General features: G+C 28.7%; 11 protein-coding genes. 6 read left to right on the top strand and 5 right to left on the bottom strand.

Annotated features, from left to right (window positions below):
- Positions 1 to 44: 44 nt before the first annotated feature.
- Genes CAMP5053_RS04830 through rseP form a run of 6 tightly spaced genes read left to right on the top strand, consistent with a single transcriptional unit; the run spans position 45 to position 5,708 of the window.
- Positions 45 to 1,103 (top strand): quinone-dependent dihydroorotate dehydrogenase, encoded by a 1,059-nt coding sequence (locus CAMP5053_RS04830; protein WP_337217376.1) that lies wholly within the window; start codon positions 45 to 47, stop codon positions 1,101 to 1,103.
- Entirely contained in the window at positions 1,100 to 2,353 is a 1,254-nt protein-coding gene (locus CAMP5053_RS04825; RefSeq protein ID WP_337217375.1) for a M16 family metallopeptidase, read from the top strand. Before CAMP5053_RS04830 ends, CAMP5053_RS04825 begins: the two co-directional genes overlap by 4 nt.
- A complete protein-coding gene (gene dapA, locus CAMP5053_RS04820) occupies positions 2,343 to 3,239 on the top strand; it encodes a 4-hydroxy-tetrahydrodipicolinate synthase (protein WP_087699058.1) in 897 nt (298 codons plus the stop codon). The genes CAMP5053_RS04825 and dapA overlap by 11 nt, the downstream gene beginning before the upstream one ends.
- Positions 3,239 to 4,018: an enoyl-ACP reductase gene (locus CAMP5053_RS04815; protein ID WP_039618024.1), complete on the top strand. Its 780-nt coding sequence runs from the start codon at positions 3,239 to 3,241 to the stop codon at positions 4,016 to 4,018. Before dapA ends, CAMP5053_RS04815 begins: the two co-directional genes overlap by 1 nt.
- A gap of 51 nt (positions 4,019 to 4,069) precedes the next feature.
- Positions 4,070 to 4,600 carry a CDP-diacylglycerol--glycerol-3-phosphate 3-phosphatidyltransferase gene (gene pgsA / locus CAMP5053_RS04810; RefSeq protein WP_257912493.1) on the top strand — a complete coding sequence of 177 codons (531 nt, stop codon included), beginning with the start codon at positions 4,070 to 4,072 and terminating at the stop codon, positions 4,598 to 4,600.
- A gap of 1 nt (position 4,601) precedes the next feature.
- Positions 4,602 to 5,708 carry an RIP metalloprotease RseP gene (rseP, locus tag CAMP5053_RS04805; RefSeq protein ID WP_214126294.1) on the top strand — a complete coding sequence of 369 codons (1,107 nt, stop codon included), beginning with the start codon at positions 4,602 to 4,604 and terminating at the stop codon, positions 5,706 to 5,708.
- Here the strand turns inward: rseP and CAMP5053_RS04800 are convergent.
- From CAMP5053_RS04800 to CAMP5053_RS04780, 5 genes are all read right to left on the bottom strand, one after another.
- Positions 5,705 to 6,535 carry an inverse autotransporter beta domain-containing protein gene (locus CAMP5053_RS04800; RefSeq protein WP_214100063.1) on the bottom strand — a complete coding sequence of 277 codons (831 nt, stop codon included), beginning with the start codon at positions 6,533 to 6,535 and terminating at the stop codon, positions 5,705 to 5,707. The genes rseP and CAMP5053_RS04800 overlap by 4 nt on opposite strands.
- A gap of 12 nt (positions 6,536 to 6,547) precedes the next feature.
- On the bottom strand, positions 6,548 to 7,345 hold the full coding sequence (locus CAMP5053_RS08655) for a methyl-accepting chemotaxis protein (protein ID WP_261544901.1): 798 nt from the start codon (positions 7,343 to 7,345) through the stop codon (positions 6,548 to 6,550).
- Between the two features lie 550 nt (positions 7,346 to 7,895).
- Positions 7,896 to 8,399 (bottom strand): PAS domain-containing protein, encoded by a 504-nt coding sequence (locus tag CAMP5053_RS04790; RefSeq protein ID WP_047208186.1) that lies wholly within the window; start codon positions 8,397 to 8,399, stop codon positions 7,896 to 7,898.
- Between the two features lie 68 nt (positions 8,400 to 8,467).
- Positions 8,468 to 10,303 carry a bifunctional tRNA (5-methylaminomethyl-2-thiouridine)(34)-methyltransferase MnmD/FAD-dependent 5-carboxymethylaminomethyl-2-thiouridine(34) oxidoreductase MnmC gene (gene mnmC, locus CAMP5053_RS04785; protein WP_337217374.1) on the bottom strand — a complete coding sequence of 612 codons (1,836 nt, stop codon included), beginning with the start codon at positions 10,301 to 10,303 and terminating at the stop codon, positions 8,468 to 8,470.
- Positions 10,300 to 11,883, bottom strand: a 1,584-nt coding sequence (locus tag CAMP5053_RS04780) for an N-acetylmuramoyl-L-alanine amidase (RefSeq protein ID WP_337217373.1), incomplete at its 5' end; no start/stop codon positions are given. The genes CAMP5053_RS04780 and mnmC, both read right to left, overlap by 4 nt.

Here is an 11,883-nt window from a genome sequence, read left to right as displayed (position 1 = left end):
TCATTTTTTTAGTACAATATGCTATTTTGTAAAAAAGGAAAAATATGACTTATGAAAGCTTAAAACCTTTAATATATAAATTAGATCCAGAAAATGCTCATGCTTTAGCTGAATTTAGCATGCGAACGCTAGATTGTATATTTCCTGGAGGGCTTAGTTTTTTTGCAAAAGATTGTGTAATAAATGATGAAATTTTAAATCAAGAAATTTTTAATTTAAATTTTTATAATCCTGTGGGCTTAGCAGGTGGCTTTGATAAAAATGCAACTATGATAAGACCGCTAAGTGCTTTAGGTTTTGGCTTTTTAGAATATGGAACTTTCACCCCAAAACCTCAAAGTGGCAACGAAAAACCTAGACTTTTTAGACTTGTTGAACAAGAAAGTATTCAAAATGCTATGGGTTTTAATAATAAAGGTAAAGATGCTATCGCAAAAGAAGTAAAAAAAGTCTATCCTTTTAGCATACCTTTAGTGGCAAATATAGGCAAAAATAAAATCACTCCAAATGAAGAAGCTATTAATGATTATATTATTTTATTAAAAGAATTTAAAGATTTGTGTGATTTATTTGTGATTAATATATCCTCTCCAAATACCAAAAATTTAAGAGATTTACAAAGTGAGGAATTTGTAAGCACCTTATTTAATCAAGCAAAAGAAATTACAAATAAACCTGTGATTTTAAAAATTGCTCCAGATATGAATATAGATAGTGCAATTTCACTTTGCAAAAGTGCAATTAAAGCAAAAGCTGATGGTATTATCATGGCAAATACTAGTATAGATTATTCTTTGATTGATAATACAAGAACCTTTGGCGGAATTAGTGGTAGATTAATCACCCAAAAAAGTGCGACATTTTTTAAAGAAGTAGCTAAAGAAATTTATAAAGATACTATTTTAATAGCAAGTGGTGGTATAGATAGTGCCGAACTTGCTTATGAGCGCATTAAAAATGGAGCTAGTTTAGTTCAAATTTATACAGCTATGATTTTTAAAGGACCAAGCATTGTTAAAAATATCAATCAAGGACTAATTGAGCTTTTAAAACAAGATGGTTTTAATCATATTAGTCAAGCTATAGGAGTTAATTTTAAATGATTAATTATAAAAAAATCACCCTTGAAAATGAACTTGAAATTTATACTTTACCTGTAAATAAAAAAAGTGGGGTTATAAGTATAGATATTTTTTATAAAGTTGGTTCAAGAAATGAAAAAATGGGAAAAAGTGGCATAGCTCATATGCTTGAACATTTAAATTTTAAAAGTACGAAAAATTTAAAAGCGGGTGAATTTGATGAAATAGTTAAAGGTTTTGGTGGAGTAGATAATGCGAGCACTGGCTTTGACTATACGCATTATTTTATAAAATGCTCTAGTGAAAATTTAGATAAATCCTTATGGCTTTTTGCTGAATTAATGCGTAATTTAAATTTAAAGGATGATGAGTTTCAACCCGAAAGAAATGTAGTTTTAGAAGAAAGACGTTGGAGAACTGATAATAATCCTTTAGGATATTTATATTTTAGATTATACAATCATGCCTTTTTACATCATCCATATCATTGGACTCCAATAGGCTTTTTTAAAGATATACAAAATTGGAAAATAGAAGATATACAAGATTTTCATCAAACTTTTTATCAACCCAAAAATGCTATTTTGCTTGTGAGTGGCGATATTAATGAAGATGAAGTTTTTACTTTAGCTAAAAAACATTTTCAAGATATAAAAAACACCAAAGAAATCCCTATAGTTCATGAAAAAGAACCTGAACAAGATGGTGCTAAACGCGTGATCTTGCACAAAGAAAGCGATACGCAACTACTAGCACTTGCATACAAAATTCCTGCATTTAATCATGAAGATATGCCAAAACTTTGCGCATTGAGTGAACTTTTAGGAAATGGAAAAAGTTCTTTAATAAGTGAAATTTTAATTGATAAATTAGAACTTATCAATGAATTTTACGCTTATGCAAGTGAAAATATAGATGAGAATTTATTTATATTTATTTGTGTTTGCAACGAAGGTATAAAAGCAGAAGATGTTGAAAAAGAGCTTTTGAAAATTCTTGAAGATGTAAAAAATGCTAAATTTGATGATGCTATCATGGAAAAAATCAAAAATACTGTAAAAAGTGATTTTATTTTTTCATTAAGCAATGCAAGTAGCGTTGCAAATATTTATGGATCTTATCTTGCAAAAGGTGATTTAAAACCTTTGCTTGATTATGAAAAAAATATAGAAAATCTAAGCAAAGATGATTTAATTCATTGTGCTAGAAAATATTTCAATGAAAACAAATCCACTACAATAATCTTAAAAAGGGGTGAAAATGGACAATAACATCATCATAGGAGCAATGACAGCTTTAATAACTCCATTTAAAAATGGAAAATTAGACGAACAAACTTATCACAAACTCATCAAAAGACAAATAGCAAATGGAATTGATGCAATAGTGCCTGTTGGAACAACCGGAGAAAGTGCCACCTTAACCCATGAAGAACATAGAATTTGTATAGAAATAGCTTTAGATGCTTGCAAGGGAAGTTCTTGTAAGGTTTTAGCAGGAGCGGGAAGCAATGCTACACATGAAGCTGTAAGTTTGGCTAAATTTGCACAAGAACATGGGGCCGATGGAATTTTAAGCGTTACTCCATATTATAACAAACCCACACAAGAAGGTTTGTATTTACATTATAAAGAAATAGCAAAAAGTATAGATATACCTGTGCTTTTATACAACGTGCCAGGAAGAACAGGTTGTGAACTTCAAACAGAAACTATTATAAGATTATTTAGAGATTGTGAAAATATTTATGGAGTAAAAGAAGCTAGTGGGAGTATTGATAAATGCGTTGATTTGCTAGCACATGAGCCTAGAATAATGCTTTTAAGCGGGGAAGATGCAATTAATTATCCTATACTTTCAAATGGCGGTAAAGGTGTGATTTCAGTTACTTCAAATTTACTTCCTGATATGATTTCAAAATTAACTCATCTAGCTTTAGAAGAAAAATATATTGAAGCTAAAAAAATTAATGATGAGTTGTATAATATCAATAAAATTTTATTTTGCGAAAGCAATCCTATACCTATTAAAGCGGCAATGTATATAGCAGGTTTAACCCCTACTTTAGAGTATCGTTTGCCACTTTGTAAACCTAGTGATTGCAATTTAGCAAAAATAGAAGCGATTATGAAAAACTATAATATCAAAGGATTTTAATGGATACTTTTTTTCAAAATAAAACTTTAGTAATTAGTGGTGGAACAAGAGGGATTGGTAAAGCTATTGTATATGAGTTTGCAAAAGCAGGAGCTAATGTAGCTTTTACTTATAATTCTAATGCAGATTTAGCTCAAGAAATTGTAAAAGATTTAGAAAATAATTATAAAATCAAAGCAAAGGCTTATGAGTTTAACATACTTGAACCAGAAACTTATAAAGAGTTATTTGAAAAAATCGATCAAGATTTTGACAGAATAGATTTTTTCATCTCTAATGCTATTATCTCAGGTCGTGCCGTTGTAGGTGGATATACCAAATTTATGAAATTAAAACCTCGTGGAATAAATAATATTTTCACAGCAACTGTAAATGCTTTTGTTGTTGGAGCACAAGAAGCAGCAAAAAGAATGGAAAAAGTTGGCGGGGGTAGTATATTATCTATTTCTTCAACAGGAAATTTGGTACATATTGAAAACTATGCAGGACACGGTACAGCTAAAGCAGCGGTAGAAGCTATGGCAAGATATGCTGCAACTGAACTTGGTTCTAAAAACATCCGTGTCAATGTAGTAAGTGGTGGACCAATTGACACTGACGCACTTAAAGCATTTACAAATTATGAAGAAGTTAAAAATGCAACTATCAATCTTAGTCCATTAAACCGTATTGGACAGCCTCAAGATTTAGCAGGAGCATGTTTATTTTTATGTTCTGATAAAGCAAATTGGATCACAGGACACACCTTAATCGTAGATGGTGGTACAACTTTTAAATGATTCATTACCCCATTTTGGGGTATTTTCTTTAAACACAAGGATTAATAAACAATGAATTTACCTAATATCTTAGCATTTATAAGGATATTATTAGCTCCACTTTTGTTTTTTTTGCTTATTAATGATTTTGAAAATATTCATCCTAGTTGGGTAAATTATTTTGCTTGTGTTGTTTTTGGTATAGCTGCCTTAACTGATTTTTTTGATGGTTATATTGCAAGAACTTGGAATCAAACTACAAAACTTGGAGCCATTATAGATCCACTAGCAGATAAAATGCTTGTTTTAGCTGCTTTTTTGGGATTATTGCTTACCCAAAAAGCTGATCCTTGGATGATTTATATTATTTTAGTAAGAGAATTTTTTATAACCGGTTTTCGAGTGGTTATGGTGAGTGAAAAATTTGATGTAAGTGCTTCTTTTGCAGGAAAAATAAAAACAACCTTTCAAATGATAGCCATTATATTTTTAATCATGCAATGGTCTTTTGCTAATACATTGTTATTTATTGCTTTAGTGCTTACACTTTATTCAGCTTTTGAATACATACTAGCTTATATAAAACATTTAAAAAAGGTATAATTTGAAATCATATTTATTTTTATTTATTATCTTAGCTATTGGCTTTAAATTTTATTCTTTTAGCTTTTTAATAACACTTTTGGTTATATCTTTTTTAATTTTTTTTCATGAACTAGGACATTTTTTAGCCGCAAAACATATGAGAGTTGATGTAGAGATTTTTAGTATAGGTTTTGGAAAAGCTGTTTTTAAAAAAACCTACAAAAATACAGAATACCGCTTATCTGCTCTACCTTTTGGTGGTTATGTTAAACTTAAAGGACAAGATGATTTAAATCCTAGTGAAAAAAATTACGAACCAAATAGCTATAACACTCTAAGTCCTCTAGCTAGAATTTACATACTTTTTGCAGGACCATTTTTTAACTTTTTTCTAGCATTTTTGCTTTATGTAGCCATAGGTTTTTTAGGTGTGCAAAAACTTGCACCTGTTATTGGTAATATAGCACCAAACTCAGCTGCACAAAAAGCAAATTTACAAATTGGAGATAAAATCCTAGCTATAGATGGAGTTAAAATTCAAAGCTTTGAAGAAATTGGCAAACTTGTACATATAAAACCAACCTTACTTAGCATAGAACGTGATGGTAAACTCATCAACGTCACCCTAGTCCCGCAAATTGATCAAGGCTATAATGAGTTTTATCAAAAAGTTCAAAAACCATTAATAGGTATAGCACCTAAGAGTGAGTTTGTCACTATTTATCATCCAGGAATTAGTAGTTTAAAATACGCTTATGAAGAAAGCATAGAGGCTTCTTTGCTCATTTTTAAAGGACTTGCTAAAATCATCAGCGGGGAATTAGATGCTAAAAATATGGGTGGAATCATCACTATGGTTGATATAACCTCCAAAGCAGCAAATACTAGCATAGTGGTTTTATTTTTAATCACAGCTTTAATTTCTATCAATCTTGGAGTGTTAAATTTACTTCCTATTCCAGCACTAGATGGAGGACATATACTTTTTAATCTTTATGAATTAATCTTTAAAAAAGAAGTACCAAAAGTATGTTTTGAATATCTTAGTTATTTTGGCATGGCTTTGCTTTTAAGTTTAATGGTGTTTGTAACTTATAATGATATCACGCGTTTTATGAGTAATTAATAAGCCCTAGTGGCAAAATCATAACGGTTAAATTCGCCTATATTATTTTTACGGTAAAAGCTATTATAAAATTGCTTACTTAAACTTTGCTCATAATTTAGTCTAAATCTTACCCACATTGCTGTTTGATCTTTAGCACTAGTTTTTTCATCTTGATAATTAAGTGATAAATCTAAAATAGAAATTGGAGAATAAGTAATATTATATTGATTTTGCAATTCTTTTATATTAGAATTAACATTTAAAACATTCAAATATGGTAAATCAAATACAACTCCAAGCTCTGTACTATCATCACTATCGTTTTCTTTAATCTTGTAGTGATTAGCATATGCTTTAAAATAATGACCAAATTGTAATTCAGCGCCAAAACTATTTTTAGTATAAGCTTCTTTATATTGATCATTAAAATAATTAAAGCCAAAATTAAACTCATCAAATTCATAACGATTAATAAGACCCAAAGAATAAGCTTGTTCTAATTGCCCTATTCTTGCTTGTTTTTCTAAAAGCAAAGTAGCATTATCATAATCTAGTATAGAATTAATATTTTTAATATTTACATTTAAAGCATTATAATCCAAACTTGCTTCTGTTTTATCTTTGGAACTTAAATTTAAAACCTGCCCCAAAGACTTACTAGCAAAGGATTCAAAATCAATATTTTGAGTTTGATATTCTTGTGGCTTTTGAAAAAATACCTGTTTAGAAACTGTATTTGCTTTTTGTTTTTTAGTAATGTTGGCTTCGCCCTCACTTAAACTTTCCTCTAAATTTAAAGCAAATGCATTTATGCATATACAGCTTAAAAAAATGTATTTTTTCACTCAACCTCTTATTTATATATGCTTTTTATATTCTATTTCGCTTATCATCCTTTCATTTATATCTTGAATTTGCTTAATATGAGCATAAATTTTTCTTTCCTCTTTAACAAGCTGATCATTTTTTATATAATTAAATAATCCTTCTATATAAGAATTTAAATCTTTATTTAAAATGAAAATATTATCTTTAGAATCAAATTTAGCCAAATTTTTATCTTCTATATATTCTACTTTAGAATTAATCACACAAGAACAAGCCAAATATGTTTTTAAACAACATTCCAAATAAAGTAAAATTTTATTAGTATCCATACTTGTTTTAGAAATTTCATCTAGTAAAATTTTAGCCTTTTTATCAACTCCAGTAAAAACTTCCTGAAATTCTTCTAAACTCGAATTAGAATTTTTAGCAACCTCATAAGCTTCATTGGTTATTTCTTTAATATTGCCCATTTGTTCTATGAGAGTATTTATCATCGTAGAAATTTCCTTAGCTGCAACTTGAGTTTTTTCAGCCAAAGTTCTAACTTCATCAGCCACAACAGCAAAACCTCTTCCATGCTCTCCTGCACGCGCAGCCTCAATAGCAGCATTTAACGCTAAAAGATTAGTTTGCTCTGTAATATCTTCAATAATACCTATAAAAGAAGAAACACTATTAATTTGTTGAGAAAAAGTATCCATTAAAGTATGAATTTGCCCTATATTTACACCCAAATTACCCAAATCACTTGAAATTATTTCTGCATTTTTTGCACTTTTAGAAGAATGGATGGAAATATCATTTGCTTGATCATACACCTCATGCATAATATTTGCAGTTTCATTCAACTTTGTATTAATAAGCGCCAATTCTTTTTGCAAAGAATTAGACATATCCTTAGAAACATTTTCCACTATAACGCTTTTTACAGATAAGTTTTGAGTTTTTTCTATTTCCAAAGTCGCCTCATTAATAATTTTAGCATTATAAGCAAAAGCACCCATTAAACCTTCTAATCTTGCTTTTCTATAAAATCTTTGCTCTTTCACAGCTAAAATCGCATTAAGAATTTCTCTATTAAAAGCTTCTATTTGATCTGCTAAATCATTCACAACCCAACTTAATTGTCCTACACCAGATTTTTCAAAAGGTATATGTGTAATTCTTGCTTCCAAATTACCTTTTGCAAGTTCATTCAATACTTGAGTAGATCTTAAAACTTCTTTATTTCTATAATAAGCACTAGCAATACCAAATAACACTATAGAAGTTCCTAAAACACAAAAAACAAAGCCAAATGTTTTACCTTCCATTATTTCCAATACAGCCATCAAACAAAATAAAAATAAAGCAAAATAATTCACAAATTGATTAATATTATATTGATAAAACCAATTCTTCATAACTCATCCCCTTTTGGCTTAAAATTTCATCTAACATCTTTCTTGATGCTTTCTTCCCACCTTTTTGTTCTTCTAGCAATAGCTCTTTATATATTTTTTCTATTTTTTCAACAGCTTCCCTTCTGGGATTTAAGCGCATAGAGTGATAACCAACTATCTCGCCACTAGCGTCAAATGAAGGCGTAATAAAGGCCAAAACCCAATAAAAAGATCCATCTTTGGATAAATTTTTTACGTAAGCAATAACTTCTTTTTTATTTTTTATACCCTCCCAAAGAATTTCAAAAACAACCTTTGGCATATCAGGATGACGCACGATATTATGAGGTTTCCCTAAAAGCTCAAATTCTTTATATCCCGAAAGTAGGATAAAATTTCTATTGCAATATATTATTCTACCAATTTTGTCGGTTTTTGAGATAATAATTTGTCCATCATTAAAGAATTTTTCATTTTTTGTAGGTTGATTTTTTTGCACCTGCTCCCCCCCCCGTATTTTTAAATTAAATATATAATTATATTTTTAAAAATAAAGCGAAAATAAAATTATTGTTTTCCTTTTTTTAATTGACGTATTAAAAATCTTGCAGGATGAGTAGCGTGCAAAAAATCTTTTTCTATTTTTGGCTCATCAAAGATTAATGCACTAAGCATTCTAGCTCCAATAATAGCACTAGCAAAAGCTCTGGATCCATGAGCGATAGAAAAATACAAAGGAATAAATTCATTTGGTGCTACTTGACTTTTATTTTTATGCCATAAAAGTGCTTTGTAATTTTGCATATAAAAATTTTCATCATAGGCTTGACCTATTATAGCAAATCTATCACTAGAATATGATCTAAATCCTACTTTTCCACCCATAATTTTTAAATTTTCATCATGTAAAAACTCTTTTATATTTTCAATATTTTGCAAATCATCGTTTTTCAAAAGCGTTGTATCTTGATTGAGCCTATTATAACTTGCACCAATAAGTTGCAAATTTAATTCTTCATTGATAGGGCAAATATAACCTTTTGAAGATAGAGCATGAATATTTTTTAAAAATGGTTTTAAGTGAGTACATTGACCTCTAACACTGCTTAATTTCATATATTTATACTCTAAAAATTGCTTAACACCAGCACCTTGAGCATAAATTAACACATCATAATCTTTTAATTTTTTTTGATTTTTAAATTGCAAAGAAAACTTTTCATTTTCATAAGAATAATCTTTAAATTCATACTCAAAAAAAACATTAGCTTTACTTTTTTTAAAAAGCTCTTTTACTACTTTTTGTGGACTTATACATGCTCCATCTTTTAAAAAAGCTTGATTATTGATAATTTCAAATAAAACATTATCTTTTTGACTATTAAAACGCTCTTGCATAAGCTCATTATGAGCAAATTCATAAACCCCTTGTGGAGTTAAATTTAAAATTTGCCTATAAAATCTACTTGCCTCTAAAAAAGCATATTGTGAAAACTCGCCCAGTAAAACATCTGGTTTTAAAATCAAAGAACTTAAAATTCCATTGATATTTCCAGAAGCACCTTTACCTAATGAATTTTCTTTTTCAAAAACATCTACTTGAATATTTCTTAAAGAAAGCTCATAAGCTATACTCGCTCCAGCTATACCTGCTCCAATTATAGCTATTTTTTGAATCTCTTTTTTTAAACTTGGAGTGTTAAAATAAGCAAATTTATCTTCAAAACTAAGGCCATTAAAAACAGCTTGTATCATTTCTCTTTTTCTAAAACCTTTGATCTTTTGCACTTGAAAATTATTATTAATCAAAGCTTTTTTTAAAACGCTTGCGGAAGAAAAAGTTAAAATCTTGGTACTTATTTTTGAATTTTTAGCAACTTTGTTTATAACATCCTCATCAAACATCTCTTGGTTTTTAGCAGGTGCAAAACCATCTAAATACCAAACATCAGCTTTAAAATCTAAATTTTGCAACTTTTCTTTAGCATCACCAAATACCAAATCTAAAAAACAATCTTGAAAATAAAATCTATAAACTCCATCTCTACATGGGGGATAAAATTTTAAAAACTGCTCTAAAAACTCTTTAAATTCCTCATAAAAACCAAGGTTTTTATAAATTTCTCTTAATTTATCTTTTTCTATATAAAAATTTTCAAAACTAAGATAAAATAGTCTTTGATTCTCTTTTTTTTCTTTTATAAAACGCTTTAAAGTAAGGAAAAAATTTAAGCCAATACCAAAACCAAGTTCTGCAATGATAGTTTGTTTTGCTTGAAATTCAAAAGCATTAGTATAGATAAATTCACTCTCGCTTAAACCATCGCTAGAATTAAAATAATAATCATCAAAATCTAAAGAAAAAGGCGCATTGTTTTTAATGATAATATTTGCTTTTTTCATTGATTTTTATAAAAATAACTCTCTATACCATTAGTAATACCAATAGCTAATAATTCTTGAAAATTCTTATTTGTTAATCTATTTCTTTCACCAGGATGACTAATATAACCTGTCTCAATCAATATAGCAGGCATTTGTGCACCCACTAAAACCCAAAAAGGAGCTTCTCTAACCCCGCCATCAACAACTTTATATTTTTTTCTTACATTGCTCAAAATACTTTTTTGTACATCAATAGCCAATTTATTTGAAGCAACGATTTTTTCACGGTTTAAAAAATTTAAAAAGGTTTGCTTAGAAAAATAATTCATCTCTTCGAAATCGGATTGATTTTCTAGTTCAGCAGCCTTTTTACTTCTTTCGCTTCTTGCAGGCGACAAAAAGAAAGTTTCAATACCTTCAAGAGTTTTAGCTCTTTGTTTATTTGGAGCTGCATTTGCATGGATAGAAATAAATAAATCTGCCATTTTTTCATTAGCCATAGAAGTTCTATCTCTTAAGTTTATAAATTTATCCGTACTTCTTGTGTAATAAATTCTATATCCTCTTTTTTTTAGTTCATTTCCAAGTTTTAAGGCCACACTTAAAACCACATCTTTTTCTCTAACTCCCTTATCACCCAAAGTACCTGGATCTTTACCTCCATGACCTGGGTCAATCACTATGATTTTACCTGACTTTTTAATAGTAACTTTTGTTGTTTTAGAGGTAGTTTTTGTCGATGCTTTTTTAATCTTTTTTTCAAAACCTATAAACAACTCATCATCGTCCAAATCAAGACTAGCTTTAAAATCACTAGTGGAATTTAAAACAACTCTTACTGTGGTTTTATTAAACTGCACTATTGTAATAAATTGATTTTTGTTAATATCAATTTTTTTTCTATCACCTTCTAGAATGGCTTCAAAACTCACAATAGAACGATATGTTTTACCATCTTTAAAAGAATTAATTTTAATATCTTCAATATCAATATCATTGTTTAATTTTAAACTAACACCGTTTTTATCTTTACTTGATTTTAAAATATATAAAGGCTCTTTTTTAATAACTTCTTTTTTTGCTTCTGTTTTTTTAACTTCATTTTGCTTTTTAACTATAGGTTTGGGTTCTTCTTTTTTTTCTACTTTTTCAAGCCCCATAAAAAGACTTTGATCTTTAAGCTCTATTTTGATCTTTAATTCTTTTTTTGAGCTTAAGACCAAACGCATACTTGTTGGGTTAAATTGCGACACGATAATATCAAAATCTTTAAATTCAAAAGTTCTCTTAGGTCCTTTTAAAATTCCATCAAAATCTGCAACATAACGAAAATTCTTATCACCTTTAAGAGTAAAGTTTTTAATGTCTTTTTGGCTGATTTTTTCACTTAAATCAAGCAAGATACCATTATCTAATTTTTTAACATCAAGCACAAAAAGCTCTTTTTGCGCCGGAGTTTTTTTATCTTCTTTTTTATCTTCTTTTTTATCTTCTTTTTTATCTTCTTTTTTATCTTCTTTTTTATCTTCTTTTTTATCTTCTTTTTTATCTTCTTTTTTATCTTCTTTTTTATCTTCTTTTTTATCTTCTTTTTTATC

Origin of the sequence: Campylobacter sp. S4:11 (assembly GCF_024723695.1) — a bacterium.
GTDB lineage: Bacteria > Campylobacterota > Campylobacteria > Campylobacterales > Campylobacteraceae > Campylobacter_D > Campylobacter_D jejuni_C.
This window is presented reverse-complemented; position numbering and strand designations above follow the sequence as displayed.

Coding starts and splice junctions, on each gene's coding strand:
- mnmC (WP_337217374.1), bottom strand. CDS start 10,303: ATGAAAAAAGCAAATATTATCATTAAAAACAATGCGCCTTTTTCTTTA.
- CAMP5053_RS04825 (WP_337217375.1), top strand. CDS start 1,100: ATGATTAATTATAAAAAAATCACCCTTGAAAATGAACTTGAAATTTAT.
- CAMP5053_RS04830 (WP_337217376.1), top strand. CDS start 45: ATGACTTATGAAAGCTTAAAACCTTTAATATATAAATTAGATCCAGAA.
- pgsA (WP_257912493.1), top strand. CDS start 4,070: ATGAATTTACCTAATATCTTAGCATTTATAAGGATATTATTAGCTCCA.
- CAMP5053_RS08655 (WP_261544901.1), bottom strand. CDS start 7,345: ATGCATGAGGTGTATGATCAAGCAAATGATATTTCCATCCATTCTTCT.
- dapA (WP_087699058.1), top strand. CDS start 2,343: ATGGACAATAACATCATCATAGGAGCAATGACAGCTTTAATAACTCCA.
- CAMP5053_RS04815 (WP_039618024.1), top strand. CDS start 3,239: ATGGATACTTTTTTTCAAAATAAAACTTTAGTAATTAGTGGTGGAACA.